Genomic DNA, 15,982 nt, shown 5'->3' with positions numbered 1-15,982 from the left:
AAGGGGAACTCACCGGCGGCAGCGGACAGATACAGGTGTGACAGCCGAGATGCGGGCCCGGATCCGGGCCGGAGACTCCGAGGCGTTGGGTGAGCTCTTCGACGAGCACGCCGACGCGGTTCATCGACATGCGCTGTGGAGCGAAGGCGACCCGGCGTACGCCGAGGATGTGGTGTCGCTGACTTTCCTCGAGGCGTGGCGGATCCGCGGATCCCTGCGCCCGGACGGGGACAGCCTGCGCCCGTGGCTGCTCGGCATCGCGACGAACGTGCTGCGCAACCGCCGACGGGCGGCCCGCCGGCACCGGGAGGCGTTACGGCGGCTGCCGGTCCGCGACACCGTCCCGGACTTCGCCGACGAGGTCATCGACCGGATGTACGACGCCGACCAGGTGACCGCCGCCCTGGCGGCGTTGCGGGCGCTGCGCCGCGCGGACCGGGAGGTGTTCCTGCTCTGCGTGTGGTCGCACCTGGACTACGCGGCGGCGGCCGAGGCGCTGGGCGTACCCGTCGGCACCGTGCGCTCCCGGCTGTCGCGGGCCCGCGCCCGGCTGCGAACGCTGGCTCAGCAGGAGTTGGCCGGCACCCGGATGGTCCCCGCCGAGCAGGGAGAGTACCGATGACAGAGCCCTCCGCCCCGCCCGTGCCGACGCTGCCGCAGCCGCGCCGACAGGCACTGCGGCAGCATCTCCTGACCGAGGTCCGGCGGCCGTCACGGCGGCCAGTACGGCTGCGTGTGCTCGCGCCGGTGGCGGGAGTGCTGGCCGTCGCGGTCGCGGCCGGGATGGTCGCCCAGCCGTGGGCGCCGGACAGCGCGCCGCTCGTCGTCCCGGTCGGGCAGGGCGAACGCGTCGGTGCGGCGCTGCTCCTCAACCGGATGGCCGTGGCCACCGCCGACAAGCCGGGGCCACCGCCCGGCGCGGGCGGCTACGTCTACATCAGGAGCCGGGGTGCCGTCGCCGAGCTCGGTGACGGCCCGGCCCGGCTGCGACCGGTACAGGAGCGGGAGATCTGGATTCCCCGCGACGAGCGGGGCGACGGCCTGCTGAGGCAACCGTTGTTCCACGCGCCGATCGTCGGCACCATCCCGCAACGCGAAACGCTCACGGACGTGACACCGAACGCCGCGCTTGTGGACCTGCCCGACGACCCCGACGCCCTGCTGGCGAAGCTGTACCGGGAACGCGAGCAGCGAGGTCCGGGCAGCAGCCCCGACAGCGCGGCGTTCACCGCGATCGGTGACATCCTGCGCGAGTCGTTGGTGCCGCCGCGTACGAGCGCCGCACTCTACCGGGCCGCGGCGAAGATCCCCGGCGTCGAGGTGGTGCGCGGAGTCACCGACGCGACCGGGCGGCGGGGGATAGCCGTCGCGCACACCGAACACAGCCGCCGCGACGAGTGGATCTTCGATGAGGCGACGTTCGACTACCTCGGAGAGCGCAGCTATCTCGTGGCGGACACCGCCGACGGGCCGGCCGGGACGGTGCTGGGCACCACCGCGGTGCTGCAACGGGCAGTGGTGGCCCAGCTCGGACAGCACCCGCGCCAGTAGGCATCCAGGCGGTCGGCCCCAACCCGCCGGGGCCGGCCGCCTGCCGGCACACCGCAGCCGGCCCGGACCCGCCTCAGCGGGCCTTGCGCGGCTCCGCCGACACGGCGCCCTGCCCGGCGACGGGCTCACCCTCGTCGAGGACGACGGCGACGTGGTCGGCTACGCCACCTGGCAACGCGGTTCAGGCGACGCCCGCCAGTTCGTCGTTGGCCCGCTCGGTGATGAGCGTCAGAACGCGGGCGGCAGCGTCGGCATCGGCGGGCGGGATGTCTCCGTACAGCCGGGCGGTGATGCCCCCGACGGCGTCGGCGATGTGGGCCTGGGTGGCGTGGCCGGCGTCGGTGAGCCCTACCTGCGGTTCTGCGGTGTCGTCGAGCCGCGCCAGGTTGGCGGCGACGAGGCCGGCGATCATCTCGTGCACGGCCGGCTCGTCGACCTTGCGGGTGCTGGTGATGCGGTGCACCAGACGCGTGCGGGCGACGGGACCGGCGGCGAGGGCGTTGAGCGCGAGAACCTGGCCGAAGTCGACGCCCAGGGGCGCGACGGCGCGTTCGAGCAGGGCACGGGTGGCGAAATGGGCCTGACCGATGACCTGACCGTTGAGAGTGGACACGATGCCTCCTTCAAAAACGTTGGCGTTGCCAACGTTGGTGGAGCCAACGTAACACGGTTTGTGGGTCGCACCAACGATTACTGTTAGGCTGCCGCCATGGACGCCACCGCCCCGCAGTCACCCGCCGGGCTGCGGACCACCCCGAGTTGGCTGCTCAACCAGGCCGCCACCCACGCCGGACGACTCATCAGCGCCGGCTTCGCCGCGCACGGCCTGCGCGGCTACCACTACCGGCTGCTCGCCGCACTTGCCGAGAGCGGACCCGCGAGCCAAGCCGACCTGGGACGTCGCTGCGCCATCGACCGCAGCGACGTCGTGGCCGCCGTCAACGACCTGACCGGTCGGGGACTCGTCGTACGCGCCCCCGACCCGGCCGACCGCCGCCGCAACGTCATCAGCCTCACCGAGGCCGGCACCGCCGAAGCCCACCGGATGGCCGACACCGTCGCCCGCGTGCAGGACGACCTGCTCGCACCCCTGTCGAGCGCCGAACGCGACCAACTGACCCGCCTGCTCACCCGCCTGCTCGAGCACCACGGCGGCCACTGACGCCGACACCGCCACGGCGGACCCACCCAACCCCGGGCAGACCCGCCGCGACCAGCTCAGCGGGCCTCGCGCAGCTCCGCCAACCGCGCCTCGATCTCCGCCAACTCCGCGCGCAGCTTCTCCGCCTGCTGCTCCGCCTCGGCCCGCTCGGTGCCGAGGATCTGCTCCACCGCCTCCTGCACACCGGGCACGTCGACCAGGGCCACCATCTTCAACGCCTCGGCCGGCTTCACCACGTACGGCTTCGCGAGCGCCTTACTGCCCTGCTGCGCGGCCACCGTCCACTCACCGTCGGCGTACGCCAAGGTCACCGTCAGCCCCGCCGGGCCCTTCGGCTTGACGGCCTTGACCGCCCGCCGCGCCGGCGGCTTCTCGGTCTGCTCCACCTTCGGTTCCTCCTGTCGCTGCGCGGGCACCCGCGGCGTGTCCAACACGAACTCCGGCGCCGCCACCGGCTCCGGCTCCGGCTCGGGCTCCGGTTTCGGCTCCACCACCCGCCGACCCGCGCCCTTGGGCGCCACCGCCAGGTCGGCGGGGGAGAACGGCAACTCGTCGCGACCGAAACGCACCACCACGAACTCGTCGGACACCTCCGGGTCGGTCAGCTCGACCACCTGACCGACCTGGCCGGCGATCTGCCCCGCCGACGCGGTGAACACCACCCGCGGCTTACGCCCGGCCGCCAACGCCTCCCGGATGCTCTGCACCTCGTCAGTGGACAAACCCTGGCCGGCATCCATCACAACCCTCTTCCGTACACCTGTTTGATTGCTGTCTTGATACCAGCCCACTGCGACACCCGCCGCACAGGGCCCACGCCCACTCAGCCACCCAACGCCCGCAGCGCCCGGTCCGCGTGGTCGTTCATGCTGACCTCGCTGTGGATCACCTCGACGACCCGCCGGTCAGTGCCGATCACGAACGTCATCCGCTTCATGCTCAGCGGCCCCAACGGCACCCGCCGCTTCACCCCGAACTGCTGCGCCACGGTGCCGTCCTGGTCGGACAGCAGCGGATAGTCGAACCCGTGCAGCTTCGAGAACTCCGCCTGCTTCGCCACCGGGTCACGGCTGATGCCCACCCGCGACGCGCCCACCGCCGTGAACTCCGCCGCGAGGTCCCGGAAGTGACAACTCTCCGCCGTGCACCCCCGCGTCATCGCCGCCGGGTAGAAGAACAGCACCACCGGCCCGGTCGCCAGGAACTCCGACAGCCGCCGCGGCGTGCCCGTCTCATCCGGCAGCTCGAAGTCCTGCACCACGTCACCGACACCCACACCCGCCACCGCGCACCTCCGTTGTCCAATCGACCGAACGCGCGGTGAGCGTAAGCGATCACGCCCAGAGCGCCGCCACCTCGTCGGCCACCACGTCGGCCTGGGCCCGCCCGGCCCGCGCCGCACCCGCGCGCCGCGCCGGATCCAGCACGTTACGGCCGATCGCCGAGCGCGCCGCCGCGTCCGGCGTCACCACCACCACCCTCGACCCGGCGGAACGCAAACCGTCCACCTGCGCCGACACCCGCGGCATCGGCCCGAACGCCCCCGACGTCGGCGCGAGCACCAGCACCCGCTGCGCGCCCGCCGCGAGGTCCGCGTTCACCGTCGAGCGCATCCCACCGTCGACGAACCGGCGCGCGCCGATCGTCACCGGCGGCCACACCCCGGGCACCGCGCAACTCGCACCCACCGCGTCCACCAGCGACACCCCGCTGTCGCTGTCGAACACCACGAACTCGCCGGAGGCCGCGTCCACCGCCGTGACCAGCAACCGCCGCGCCGGCCACTCCCGGGCCACGAGAAGAGCCTCGATCACCGCCCGCCGCGACGCCTCCGACTGGGTACGCGCCGCCAGCGCCATCGCCCCGATCCGGGCCCGTGCGCGCACCGCGTCGCGGGTACGACCACCGGCCCACACCAGCCGCGCCAACGCCACCACACCCAACCGGGCCGCCGACCCACCCCTCGGCGGGGCCAACTGATCCTCGTAGAACCGCTGCACCGGCAACCCGGAGCACACCTGCGCGCCGACCACCGAGCCCGCCGACGTGCCGACCACCAGATCCGCCCCGGTGACCGGCACACCCCGCTCGACCAGCCCCGCCAGCAGCCCCAACTCCCAGGCCACACCGGTCACCCCGCCACCACCGAGCACCAACGCGCGCTGCATGTGACCCTCCTCTCCACGACCGGACCGCGCCGGTCACGGTAGCGTCGGCGCGTCCTGCTCCGACAGCCCTGGAGACACCGTGGCACCTGTCACCGTCATCACCGGCGGCGGCCGTGGCATCGGCGCGGCCACCGCCCGCCGCCTCGCCCAGGCCGGTCACCACCTCGCGCTGTGCTACCGCCGCGACGACACCGCCGCCGCCGCCGTCCTGGCCGACCTGCGCGCCGCCGGGGCCCAGGCCATCGCGGTACGCGCCGACACCACCGACCCCGACCAGGTGAACGAACTGTTCGACGCGGCCGCCCAGCTCGGCCCACTCACCGGCCTGGTCAACAACGCCGGCGTCACCAGCCTCATCGGACCCTTCACCGACCTGCGCGTCGAGGACCTGCGCCGGGTCGTCGACGTCAACCTCGTCGGCTACGTCCTCTGCGCCCAGCAGGCCGCCCGCCGACTCACCGACGGCGGCGCGATCGTCAACGTCTCGTCGGCCGCCGCGACCCTCGGCAGCCCGGGGGAGTACGTGCACTACGCCGCGGTGAAGGCCGCCACCGACACCCTCACCGTCGGCCTGGCCAAGGAACTCGCCCCGCGGGGCATCCGCGTCAACGCCGTCGCACCCGGCCTCGTGCGCACCGACATCCACGCCGCCTCCGGCGTACCCGACCGCGCCGACACCGCCGCCGGTCGCATCCCGCTGGGCCGCGCCGGCGAACCCGACGAGATCGCCGCCGCGATCGCCTGGCTGCTCAGCCCGGACGCCTCGTACACCACCGGGACGGTCCTGCGGGTCTCCGGCGGACTGTGAGCCGGGGCGCGCGGCGCCCCGGCTCACCGCTCAGTGCGTGAACAGTTTCGCCGCCGTGATCACGGTCTGCACCACCCCGTAGCCGAGCAGCACAGCCACCACCAACCAGGAGATCCACAACCGGGCCTGCTGCCCGGATCGGCTGTCGTCACTCATCGCGTGGCACTCCTCTCCGCCCCCATGTCCTCAGTCGCACCCTGCTCCGCCGCTGGTTCGTGGTAGCGCTGCGGCACCGGCCGCACCAGCAGGTTCGCCACGAAACCCACCGCGAGCACGCCCACCATCGTGAACAACGCCGGCCGGTACGCCGCCGCCGTCAACGTGCCCGGCTTGCCCTGCGCGTCGAGGAACCCGTTGACGATCAGCGGACCCGCGATCCCCGCCGCCGACCACGCGGTCAGCAACCGGCCGTGGATCGCACCGACCTGGAACGTGCCGAACAGGTCCCGCAGGTACGCCGGCACCGTCGCGAACCCACCTCCGTAGAACGACAGGATCACGCAGGCCAACAACACGAACAGGGCTGTCGCGCTCTGCCCGACCAGGGCCAACAGCGCGTACAGCACCATGCCGACCCCCAGGTACACCAGGTAGATCGGCTTGCGGCCGATGACGTCCGAGGTGGACGACCACACGAACCGGCCCGCCATGTTGAACAGCGACAGCAGACCCACGAACCCACCGGCCGCCGCGACTGTCACCGCCGACGTGCCGTTGTCCCGGAAGAAGTCCTGGATCATCGGGCTGGCCTGCTCCAGGATGCCGATGCCGGCTGTCACGTTGCAGAACAGCACCACCCACAGCAGCCAGAACGACCGGGTCTTCACCGCGTTCGCCGCCGACACGTTCGCCGTGGTGACGAGCGGCTTCGCCGCCACACTCGCGGGGTCGAACCCGGCCGGCCGCCAGCCCTCGGCCGGCACCCGCACGTTCGCCACCCCGAACATCATGATCACGAAGTAGCCCAGGCCAAGCGTCACGAACAACCACACCAGGGCGCTGCCCGACGCCGTCGACCCCGCGTTCGCCGGGTCGTAGCCGGCGTCGTAGAACGACAACAGCTGCCGGGACAGGGGAGAGGCGACCATCGCCCCACCACCGAACCCCATGATCGCCAACCCGGTGGCCAGCCCCGGCCGGTCCGGGAACCACTTGATCAACGTGGAGACGGGGGAGATGTAACCGATGCCCAGCCCGATGCCGCCGAGCAACCCGTAGCCCAGATACAACAACCACAGCTGTTTCGTGGCGATGCCCAGCGACCCCACCAGGAAACCCGCCGCCCAGAAACAGGCCGAGACGAACATGGCCTTACGCGGCCCGTTCGCCTCCACCCAGGTCCCGGCGACCGCCGCGGACAACCCCAGCATCACGATCGCGATACTGAAGATCACCCCGATCGCGGTCTGACTGGTGTCGAAGTGCGCGATCAGCGAGTTCTTGTAGACGCTTGTCGCATAGACCTGACCGATGCAGAGGTGGATGGCCAACGCCGCCGGGGGGATCAGCCACCGGCTGTAGCCGGGCGGCGCGACGGTGTGCCGACGATCGAGTGCGGAAAGCATGCGCTGCTTCCTCTCCGGTGAGGACAGAGACGTCCCCACAACGTGCCCCCCGCACACGGAGGCCGCAAACCTCGACGTCGCCCGACGGTCGAAACCGTGAGCTGAGCGGTCACTCAGCCGCCTGCCAGAGCCAGTTGCGCCGCTCGTACAGCGGGCTCATCCCCAGCCGCAGCATGTTGTCAAGCGACGGATTCGACGAACCCGGCGCGGGCCGGCCCGTCTCCGCCGTGACCCACCGGCAACCAGCCTCCGCGGCGGCTGCCACCCGGGCCGCCAACAAGCCCGACTGCCCGCCCCGACCCCGATGGGTCGGCACCGTGGCACCGGTGTTGAGCGAACCCACCTCGCCATGCACGAACAGGTTCGCGGCGGCCACCATCCGCGCACCGTCCCAGGCCGCGAACGGACGAAACCCCGGGTCGCGGACACTCGCGACAAGCATCGGCGCGAGGTGCTCCTCGGGCATCCCGAAGCACCGCAGGACCACCGACGCCCACTCGCGCACCGACCCGTCCGCGACCGGACCCACCCGCAGGCGCGTGTCACCGGGACGCAGGGCACCGATCTCACCGGCGAGCTTCACCCACACACCGCCGGCCGTGATGTTCTCCCGCGCGCAGATCTCGTCCCACTCCGCCGGCAACCGGTCCGGCGCGATCTGGATGACGGCCTTCGGCGTGCCCTCGGCGCGGTAGAAGTCGCACACCTGGGCGATCAACTCGCCGGTCACCGGCTCGTCGAAGCCGAACCCGAGCGCCTTGGACCAGTAGCCGGTCGGGTCGTGCCGCATCGACAGCACCACCCCGCCGCCCATCCTGGCGGTCCGGATCCCGAGCGCGTCCCGGACGTCGGCCGGCGCACCCGACTCGTACCGGAACATGAACTCGGCCTCCGCCAGTTCGGCGAGCGCGCGTACCGTCTCATCAGGTGCCATTCGGCAGAGCCTGCCACGGTGCGCGCCGCCCACCGCGTCGGCGCCGCCGACACCGTGAGCAGCGCCACTATCGCAGGTCCGGGGCGTGCCAACCACCGGCGAGGGCGTCCGCCTCCGCCGGACCCCAGGTGCCCTTCTCGTACGACCGCACCGGGTCTGCCAGATCCAGGATCGGCTCGACGACGCGCCACTCCTGCTCGATCGTCTTCTCCCGGGCGAACCGCAGATGCTGCCCATCCATCGCGTCGTCCAGCAACCGCTCGTACGCCTCCTGACGCCGCCCCAGCGCCGCACCGAAGTCGACGGACAGATCCACCGGACGGCTCGCCACCTCAGCCCCCGGGCTCTTCGCCTGGATCGACATCGTGATGCCGTCACCGCGCCCGAGCCGGAACCGCAGCAGGTTCGCGGCGGTCACCGTGCCCCGCTCCGCCGGAATCAGCGACCGCTGCGGCTGCTTGAACTCGACCACCACCTCCGTCGCCGTCCCCGGCAGCGACTTACCCGTACGCAGATAGAACGGCACCCCCGCCCAACGCGGCGAGTCGACAGTCAACCGGGTCGCGACGAACGTCTCCGTGTTCGAACCCGACGCGACACCCGGCTCGTCCCGATAGCCCGCGTACTGCCCCCGCACCGTCGACTCCGGCGACAGCGGCGCGATCTGCCGCAGCACCGACACCTCCGCCTCCTGGAACGCCGCGGTGTCCTCGCTGGCCGGCGCCTCCATCGCGATGAGCGCGACGATCTGCAGGATGTGGTTCTGCAACACGTCCCGGGTGGCGCCCACCGTGTCGTAGAAGCCGGCACGACCCTGCGTGCCGAAACCCTCCGCCAGGGTCACCTGAATGTTGTCGATGTGCTCGTTGTTCCACAGCGGCTCGAACAACCGGTTGGCGAACCGGAAGGCGTACAGACCCTCCACCGCCTCCTTGCCGAGATAGTGGTCGATGCGGAACACCCGCTCCGGCGCGAACGCCGCCCGCAGCGTGCGGTCCAACTCCCGCGACGACGCCAGATCACGCCCGAACGGCTTCTCCACGATCACCCGACCCCGGTCGGCCAGGCCCACGGCCGCGAGCCCCTCGATGACGGAACCGAACACCGCCGGAGGAATCGCCAGGTAGAAGATCGGCCGCTGCGCACCCCGCAGCCGCTCGGCCAGCCGCTCGTAGGTGGCCCGGTCCGCGTAGTTCCCGGAGATCATCGCGAGGTTGCCCGCCAACCGGTCGAAGACCTCGTCGTCGACCTCGTCGTTCGCCTCGGCCACCGACTTACGGGCCATGGTGACCAACTGCTGATCATCCCAGGGGGAGCGGGCCACACCGATCACCGGAACATCGAGGCGATCACGCCGGGTCAACTCGTACAGCGCCGGGAACAGCTTCTTCGACACGAGGTCACCGGTGACACCGAACAGCACCACCGCATCTGAGCGCATGTGCATGGCACTTCCAATTCGATCATGATCCTGATCTTCCGAACGGAGAACCGCGCGACCCGCCCCGGGCATTCCCCGACGAGCGGCGCACGTGAGGTCGGCGACAGCGAGGGGAGTACGCCCCGGAACGCACCGCTCCACCGCTGCACCGGTCCCCGCGAGGTCGACCGCCCGTGAAAGGTTGTCCTCCTGTGCCACCACCATCACCCCGGGAGGAACAAACGATGAGCCTGGCATTCGACCGATCGGCGCAAACCGGACCCGAGGTGGTCTGCCTGCCCATGTTCGGCATGACCCGGGCCGCCACGGCCGCCGCCTTCGGCCCGGCCCTCGCCGGCACCGACCTGCGCCAGACCTACCTGGACCTGCCCGGTCACGGCGACAGCCCCGGGACCGACCCCGCCACCTCCCAGGCGGTGCTGGAGAGCGTGTGCGGATGGCTCGACAAGCACGCGCAAGCACCGGTCCTGCTCGCGGGTGCCTCCTACGGCGCGTACCTGGCCGCCGGCATCGCACGCCAACGACCGGAACTCGTCCGCGGCCTGCTGCTCGTCTGCCCAGGGATCACCATCGCCCGCGACAGCAGGGAGTTGCCCGACGCCCCGCAGCCCGACGCGCCCACCGGTTGGCTCGACGCCGCGCCCGAGGCGCTGCGCGCGCACCTCGACGCCGCCGTGGGCCACCGCACCCCGGGTGTCGTCGCGACGGTGCTGGCCGCCCTCGACTCCGGCGGCCCCGGCGATGCGACGTTTCAGGAGGAGCTGCAGACCGGTCCGGGCTACGCGTTGCCCGACGAGAACGTCGATGTCGTCTTCGACGGACCGGTAAGCGTCATCACCGGGCGACAGGACGGGATCATCGGGTACGCCGACCAGTTCCGCGCCATGCGCCGGTACCCGCGCGGCACCTACAGCGTGCTCGACGGGGCCGGACACTACCTGCCGTTCGAACAGCCCGCGTTGCTGCGAGCGCTGACCCAGGACTGGCTGCTCCGGGCACGCGTGGCTGAGATTCGATAATGCACATTATGTAAAGTAACCAGGGTTGGGGGTCCCCCCCTGGAAACTCTGCCGGCACAGCGGGTGGCGGGGCCACGAACCGGCCACCGCAGCAGGTCGCTTCAGGAGGCCAACAGGTCGAAGTGCATCCCGGCGAGGAAAAGCCAGAGTGCCATCCAACGGAACACGTGGCCCGGCCGGGCGGTGCCGATCATCTCGGCGAAGAAGCTCAAGATCCGGGCGCAGCCGGAGCGCCAGGCCGCCAGCAGGGACCCGCCGAGACGCCAGTCCTCCATGGGCAACACGCCGATGGGGACGCTCACGAGAAAGACGACGATCGCGATGGATGCGGTTATCCATTCACTGAGCGTCGTGGAGATCAGGACCATGGTCACGGTTGTGGTGACGGCCAGCGCCACCATCAGGCCGATGATCCCGAAGAAGGTGGTGCGCGCCTGAAACTGGTGGGCGACAGTGCCCGACCATCCCCGCTCACCTGGACCAAACTGGTCGGCAAGGAAGGTGTCGATGCGTTCGTGGACGCGCCGCGTCAGCTCCGCGCCGCGCCACCCCTGCTTGGCCGCCTCGGCGTGCATCCTGCGCAGGGTTTCGGCGACATCCACCGCGCCGAGCAGGTTCGCCGTCTCCTCCGAGACGGCGAGGCTGGGCTCGGCTCGCAGAGACGAGATGTCGAGGGTCACGCCTCCTCGGGCCGCCAGGTATTTCATGTCCACGAGGCACCGGGTGAGCTCTTCACGGACTCCGTACACCTTCGCGCGGTGCCTTTCGATTGGCGCCAGAAGGTGAAGGGCGCGTCCTCTACTGTCGAGCGTGACAGCAGATCGGCGCAGCCGATCCAGATCGATCACGTCGAGTATCACGACGAGCCCGGCCAGCAGCTGAATGCCTTTGCCCAGGCGACTCCAGAACAGCATCGGCCACCACCACAGCCGCATGTCGGTTGTGGATTTGCCGGACCACCAGGCTGCCCAGACCGTGCCGAGGGTCGTCGTGGTCAGCAGCACGACGTAGGCCAGCAGGAGGAAGAGAACCCCACCCCACACCAGCTTCCGGCGAGAGATGACGGCCACCCGGTCATGGTAGCGAGATGCCACACCACACCACGCCCCTCGTTCTGGCTGACGGGTGGTATCGCCGCGGTGACCGAGCAGCCTGGTGTGGTGTGGGCCGCTCCCCCTCCTCCGCCCTTCCCGGAAACCCGAAAATGCTGCATAATATCCCTTATGCATGACAAACAGGACGAATCGCTCGGGATGCTGATCGAGGAGTTCCTGACCGCCCGAGCCACCCGCAAGCCCTCCCCGCACACCCTTGCCGCGTACCGGCGGGACCTGCGCACGGTGGGCGACCTGATCGCCGAAGCCGCCGCCACTCCCCTGCCCCTGGACGAGCTGTCGATCACCGACCTCTCCCCCCGGGTGATGCGGGCGGCGTTCGCCCGCTTCGCCGCGCCCCGGGCGCCCGCTTCGGTGCACCGCGCCTGGTCCACCTGGAACAGTTTCTTCACGTTCCTGGTGGCGGAGGGGGTGCTGGCGGGCAACCCGATGCCGGCGGTCGACCGGCCCCGGGCGCTACTCCCCCAGCCGAAGCCGCTGCGCGGCACGGACACCCCCGAGGTGCTGCTCGCGTCCGTGGCGCGGGACGACGGCAGGCAGCGTGACCCGTGGCCGGAGCGGGACGTGGCGGTGTTGGCGGTGGCGTTGTGTGCGGGGCTGCGGCTGTCGGAGCTGCTGGCGTTGCGGGTCGGCTCGCTGGCGGGTCGGCCGGGTGAGCGGCGCGTCGAGGTGGCCGGCAAGGGTGGGCGGCCCCGGGTGGTGCCGATCGAGGCTGATCTGGACCGGGTGGTGGCCGACTACCTGGACAGTCGGCGTCGGCGCTTCGGGGCGCGGTCGGTGCGCCCCGACTCGGCGTTGCTGGTGGATCGCCACGGTGAGCCGCTGCGTCGGGGTGGGCTGCAGTATCTGGTGGAGTCGTGTTACCGGCGGGCTGGTATCGGGGACCGGGTGCCGCGGGGGGCGCGGTTGCACGCGCTGCGGCACACGTTCGCGACCCGGTTGGCCGAGGACGGGGCGAGCGCCGCGGAGATCATGCGGCTGTTGGGGCACGCGTCGTTGGCGTCGTCGCAGACGTACATCGAGGTGACGGCCGGGCAGCAGCGCGACGCGGTGCGGGCCAACCGCACCAACCGGGTGTTGGCGTCGCTGGTGGTGGGCCGGGATTGAGCGCGCGTCGGCGTTGGCGTGTTGGAGGGTGGGTGGGCACGGCGGTGGTGGTTTCCCACCCACGCGTTCTGGGCCGGGTGGCCGGCGGGTTCAGCCGAGGTCGACGAGCAGGGGGCGGTGGTCGGAGATAGTGGACGCTGGCGTGGTGACGGCGCGTACCGGTGGGAGCTGGTTGAGGGCGTGCCGGTCGGCGAGGATGTGGTCGAGTTGGACGCGGGGTTGTCCGGAGGGGTAGGTGGGGCGGCGGCCCAGGGGCTGCCAGCCGGAGACGAGTCGGGCGGGGCCGGCGGGCAGGTTGAGGTCGCCGAGCAGGATGCGGGGGCCGGGTAGCGCGCGGAGGGCGCGGACGGTTTGGCGGAGTTGGCGGGCGTTCCAGCCGGGCACGAAGGACAGGTGGGTCGCGGCGACGGTGAGGGGGCCGTGGGGGGTGTCCAGGACGGCGGCGAGTACGACGCGGGGTTCGTCGTGCAGCAGGATGAGGCCGCCGCGGGGGCCGGGTACGTAGACCGGTGAGCGGACGGGGGCGGGTTTGAGGCGGGTGATGTGCCAGCTGCGGACGGGGTGGCGGCTGATCAGGCCGATGCCGTAGCAGGGTTCGCCGTGTCCGTCGTCGTCGTGGCGCAGTGGGCGGAAGTGTTCGCCGGGGGTGCCGACGACGGCGGCGGCGAAGCGGTGGTGGGGTGCGTCCAGTGCGTGGGCGGCGATGGTGGTGAGGTCGAGTTTGCCGCTGCGGTGTTGGTCGCGGTCGACTTCCTGGAGGGCGAGCACGTCGGCGTCGAGGGCGCTGATGGCGGTGGTGAGGCGGTCGGAGTCGACGAGCCCGTCGGTCAGGGATCGTCCGTGCAGCAGGTTGAAGGTGGCCAGGCGCACTTCTGCACCATACGTCCCCGTGGCATGGTTGCCGGGTGCTGAAGGTGTTGCTGTGTTCCGCGTTGGTGTTCGTGGCTGTTGGCGCGTTGGGGGTGCGGTTGCGGCGTTCTCGGCGTCGGTGAGGGGGTGAGGCTGGCCACTCGGGTGGTCTTGGGGGCGGTTGTGGTGGGGAGAATTGCCGCCCGTGGACGCCGTATCGCTGAGTACTCTGCTGGCCGCTGCCGCGATGGCGGGGTGGGTCGATGCCGTGGTCGGCGGTGGTGGGTTGTTGTTGCTGCCGGCGTTGCTGGTGGCCGCGCCGGGGTTGCCGGTGGCCACCGCGTTGGGCACTAACAAGTTGGCCGCGATCTTCGGTACCGCCACGGCGGCGGCGACTTATGCCCGCAGGACGACTGTTGACTGGCGGGTGGCGGGGCCGGCGGCGGGGTTGGCGGTGGTGAGCGCGGGTGTGGGTGCGGCGTTGGCCGGGGCGGTGCCGGCGTCGGCGTACCGGCCGGTGGTGTTGGTGGTGCTGGTTCTGGTGGCGGTGTTCGTGTTGCTGCGGCCCCGGATGGGGGTGTTGGCGGTGCCGGCGAGGCGGACGCCGGTGCGGGTGGGCGTGGTGGTCGCGGTGGCCGGTGTGGGGATCGCCCTGTATGACGGGTTGATCGGTCCGGGTACTGGGACGTTCCTGGTGTTGGCGTTCACGGCGTTGGTGGGTGCGGACTTCGTGCACGGTTCGGCGATGGCGAAGGTGGTCAACGCGGGGACGAACCTGGGTGCGCTTGTGGTGTTCGGGGTGACCGGGCATGTGTGGTGGTTGTTGGGTGCGGGGATGGCGGTGTGCAATATCGCCGGGGCGGTGTTGGGGGCGCGGATGGCGTTGCGTCGGGGTTCGGGTTTCGTGCGGGTGGTGCTGCTGGTGGTCGTGGTGGCGTTGGTCGCGAAGCTCGGCCATGACCAGTGGGTGGCGCGCTGATGGCGGTGCGGGCCGAGCACGACCGTGCGGTGTTGGCGCGGTTGTTGGGGCGGGATCCGGTGCTGCACGCCTACCAGTTGGGTGACCTGGACGATTTCTTCTGGCCGTACACGTCGTGGTTTCGTCGGGGTGAGCAGGTTGCGTTGCTGTACCACGGCACGGACCTGCCGACGTTGTTGGCGTTCGCCGCGCCGGCGGACACGGTGGCGCTGTCGGTGTTGCTTGCGGAGTTGGCGCCGGTGCTGCCGGCGCGGCTGTACGCGCACCTGTCCCCCGGTCTGACCGGTGCGCTGTCCGGGGCGTTCCGGTTGGTTGCCGGTGGCCGGCATCACCGGATGGCGCTGACCGATCCGGCGCGGCTGGGCGCGGTGGCGCCGGTGGGGGTGGTGCTCGGGGCGGCGGACCTGCCGCAGGTGCGGGAGTTGTACGCGCGGGCGTACCCCGGTAACTGGTTCGACGAGCGGATGGTGCAGACGGGGCAGTATCTGGGGGTGCGCGACGGGGATGCGTTGGTGGCGGTGGCCGGGGTGCATGTGTTCTCGCCGGCGTACGGGGTGGCGGCCCTGGGCAACGTCACGACGCATCCGCTCTGGCGGGGGCGGGGGCTGGGCGCGTCGGTGGTGGCGGCGTTGTGTGCGCGGCTGCGGGAGAGCGTCGCGCACGTCACGCTCAACGTGAAGGCGGACAACGTGGCTGCGGTGCGCCTGTACGAGCGGGTCGGTTTCACCCGGGTCGCCGATTACGACGAGTGGATGGTGACGGCGTCAGCGGCGGCGGCTGGGTGAGTCGAAGCGGCCGGCGCGGATCTCGCGCAGGGCGCGGCGGCGGGTGTCGCCGCGCAGCGTGTCGACGTAGAGGGTGCCGCGCAGGTGGTCGGTTTCGTGTTGCAGGGCGCGGGCGAGGAATCCGCTGCCGGAGATCGTCAACGGTTCGCCGTGCTGGTCGACGCCGTGGGCGGTGGCGTGCAGGGCCCGTTGGGTGGGGAAGTACAACCCGGGGATGGACAGGCAACCCTCGTCGTCGTCCTGGAGTTCGTCGGAGAGTTCGAGGGTGGGGTTGATGAGGTGGCCGCGGTGCCCGTCGGCGTCGTAGACGAACACCTGGGCGCTGACGCCGATCTGTGGTGCGGCGACCCCGGCGCGGCCGGGGGCGCCGAGCAGGGTGTCCATCAGGTCGGTGACGAGGGCCCGCAGCTCGGTGTCGAAGGTGGTGACCGGCTCACATTCGGTGCGCAGGACGGGGTCGCCGATGATCCGGATGGGCCGCATGGTCATGGTCGGCAGT

Annotated in this window: 19 protein-coding genes; 8 read left to right on the top strand and 11 right to left on the bottom strand. The window is 71.2% G+C overall.

From position 1 onward, the window contains the following. Positions 1–37: 37 nt before the first annotated feature. Together AB0B85_RS09805 and AB0B85_RS09800 are read left to right on the top strand one after the other, a co-directional pair. Positions 38–622 (top strand): RNA polymerase sigma factor, encoded by a 585-nt coding sequence (locus AB0B85_RS09805; protein WP_357405484.1) that lies wholly within the window; start codon positions 38–40, stop codon positions 620–622. Then, positions 619–1,551: a CU044_5270 family protein gene (locus AB0B85_RS09800; protein WP_357405482.1), complete on the top strand. Its 933-nt coding sequence runs from the start codon at positions 619–621 to the stop codon at positions 1,549–1,551. The genes AB0B85_RS09805 and AB0B85_RS09800 overlap by 4 nt, the downstream gene beginning before the upstream one ends. Before the next feature lie 181 nt (positions 1,552–1,732). Here the strand turns inward: AB0B85_RS09800 and AB0B85_RS09795 are convergent, their stop codons facing one another. Then, complete coding sequence (locus tag AB0B85_RS09795; protein WP_357405480.1) at positions 1,733–2,164, bottom strand: hypothetical protein; 432 nt, start codon at positions 2,162–2,164, stop codon at positions 1,733–1,735. 96 nt (positions 2,165–2,260) lie between these two features. On the opposite strand from AB0B85_RS09795, the gene AB0B85_RS09790 reads away from it, so the two are divergent. Beyond that, the gene (locus tag AB0B85_RS09790; protein ID WP_357405478.1) at positions 2,261–2,713 is read left to right on the top strand and encodes a MarR family winged helix-turn-helix transcriptional regulator; all 453 of its coding nucleotides are present in this window, start codon (positions 2,261–2,263) and stop codon (positions 2,711–2,713) included. A 56-nt stretch (positions 2,714–2,769) separates the two neighbouring features. On the opposite strand, the gene AB0B85_RS09785 is transcribed toward AB0B85_RS09790, so the two are convergent. The 3 genes from AB0B85_RS09785 to AB0B85_RS09775 form a co-directional block, all read right to left on the bottom strand. Further along, complete coding sequence (locus AB0B85_RS09785; RefSeq protein ID WP_357405475.1) at positions 2,770–3,453, bottom strand: hypothetical protein; 684 nt, start codon at positions 3,451–3,453, stop codon at positions 2,770–2,772. Between the two features lie 83 nt (positions 3,454–3,536). Continuing rightward, on the bottom strand, positions 3,537–3,998 hold the full coding sequence (locus AB0B85_RS09780; protein WP_357405473.1) for a peroxiredoxin: 462 nt from the start codon (positions 3,996–3,998) through the stop codon (positions 3,537–3,539). A gap of 49 nt (positions 3,999–4,047) precedes the next feature. After that, a complete protein-coding gene (locus AB0B85_RS09775) occupies positions 4,048–4,881 on the bottom strand; it encodes a patatin-like phospholipase family protein (protein WP_357405471.1) in 834 nt (277 codons plus the stop codon). 79 nt (positions 4,882–4,960) lie between these two features. On the opposite strand from AB0B85_RS09775, the gene AB0B85_RS09770 reads away from it, so the two are divergent. Further along, entirely contained in the window at positions 4,961–5,689 is a 729-nt protein-coding gene (locus AB0B85_RS09770) for an SDR family oxidoreductase (RefSeq protein ID WP_357405468.1), read from the top strand. Positions 5,690–5,719: 30 nt separating this feature from the next. Here AB0B85_RS09770 and AB0B85_RS09765 read toward each other — a convergent pair whose 3' ends face one another. The 4 genes from AB0B85_RS09765 to zwf all read right to left on the bottom strand — a co-directional run bounded on the left by AB0B85_RS09765 (position 5,720) and on the right by zwf (position 9,629). Next, the gene (locus AB0B85_RS09765; RefSeq protein ID WP_357405466.1) at positions 5,720–5,845 is read right to left on the bottom strand and encodes a hypothetical protein; all 126 of its coding nucleotides are present in this window, start codon (positions 5,843–5,845) and stop codon (positions 5,720–5,722) included. Beyond that, complete coding sequence (locus tag AB0B85_RS09760; protein ID WP_357405464.1) at positions 5,842–7,254, bottom strand: OFA family MFS transporter; 1,413 nt, start codon at positions 7,252–7,254, stop codon at positions 5,842–5,844. Before AB0B85_RS09760 ends, AB0B85_RS09765 begins: the two co-directional genes overlap by 4 nt. 109 nt (positions 7,255–7,363) lie before the next feature. After that, entirely contained in the window at positions 7,364–8,188 is an 825-nt protein-coding gene (locus AB0B85_RS09755) for a hypothetical protein (protein ID WP_357405462.1), read from the bottom strand. 67 nt (positions 8,189–8,255) lie between these two features. Continuing rightward, complete coding sequence (zwf, locus tag AB0B85_RS09750; RefSeq protein WP_357405460.1) at positions 8,256–9,629, bottom strand: glucose-6-phosphate dehydrogenase; 1,374 nt, start codon at positions 9,627–9,629, stop codon at positions 8,256–8,258. Between the two features lie 224 nt (positions 9,630–9,853). On the opposite strand from zwf, the gene AB0B85_RS09745 reads away from it, so the two are divergent. After that, positions 9,854–10,648, top strand: coding sequence for an alpha/beta hydrolase (locus tag AB0B85_RS09745; RefSeq protein WP_357405458.1), 795 nt, complete (start codon positions 9,854–9,856; stop codon positions 10,646–10,648). Between the two features lie 101 nt (positions 10,649–10,749). Here the strand turns inward: AB0B85_RS09745 and AB0B85_RS09740 are convergent, their stop codons facing one another. Then, complete coding sequence (locus AB0B85_RS09740) at positions 10,750–11,718, bottom strand: hypothetical protein (protein WP_357405456.1); 969 nt, start codon at positions 11,716–11,718, stop codon at positions 10,750–10,752. A 153-nt stretch (positions 11,719–11,871) separates the two neighbouring features. Between AB0B85_RS09740 and AB0B85_RS09735 the strand changes: the two genes are divergently transcribed. Continuing rightward, on the top strand, positions 11,872–12,870 hold the full coding sequence (locus AB0B85_RS09735; RefSeq protein ID WP_357405454.1) for a tyrosine-type recombinase/integrase: 999 nt from the start codon (positions 11,872–11,874) through the stop codon (positions 12,868–12,870). Between the two features lie 90 nt (positions 12,871–12,960). Here AB0B85_RS09735 and AB0B85_RS09730 read toward each other — a convergent pair whose 3' ends face one another. Next, positions 12,961–13,740 carry an endonuclease/exonuclease/phosphatase family protein gene (locus tag AB0B85_RS09730; RefSeq protein ID WP_357405452.1) on the bottom strand — a complete coding sequence of 260 codons (780 nt, stop codon included), beginning with the start codon at positions 13,738–13,740 and terminating at the stop codon, positions 12,961–12,963. Positions 13,741–13,924: 184 nt separating this feature from the next. Here AB0B85_RS09730 and AB0B85_RS09725 point away from each other — a divergent pair, with 184 nt between their 5' ends. Beyond that, positions 13,925–14,698 carry a TSUP family transporter gene (locus AB0B85_RS09725; protein WP_357405450.1) on the top strand — a complete coding sequence of 258 codons (774 nt, stop codon included), beginning with the start codon at positions 13,925–13,927 and terminating at the stop codon, positions 14,696–14,698. Then, positions 14,698–15,483: a GNAT family N-acetyltransferase gene (locus AB0B85_RS09720; RefSeq protein ID WP_357405448.1), complete on the top strand. Its 786-nt coding sequence runs from the start codon at positions 14,698–14,700 to the stop codon at positions 15,481–15,483. The genes AB0B85_RS09725 and AB0B85_RS09720 overlap by 1 nt, the downstream gene beginning before the upstream one ends. On the opposite strand, the gene def is transcribed toward AB0B85_RS09720, so the two are convergent. Continuing rightward, positions 15,463–15,972 carry a peptide deformylase gene (def, locus tag AB0B85_RS09715; RefSeq protein WP_357405446.1) on the bottom strand — a complete coding sequence of 170 codons (510 nt, stop codon included), beginning with the start codon at positions 15,970–15,972 and terminating at the stop codon, positions 15,463–15,465. The two genes, AB0B85_RS09720 and def, sit on opposite strands and share 21 nt — an antisense overlap. Positions 15,973–15,982 lie beyond the last annotated feature (10 nt).

Origin of the sequence: Micromonospora sp. NPDC049044 (assembly GCF_040649215.1) — a bacterium.
GTDB lineage: Bacteria > Actinomycetota > Actinomycetes > Mycobacteriales > Micromonosporaceae > Micromonospora.
This window is presented reverse-complemented; position numbering and strand designations above follow the sequence as displayed.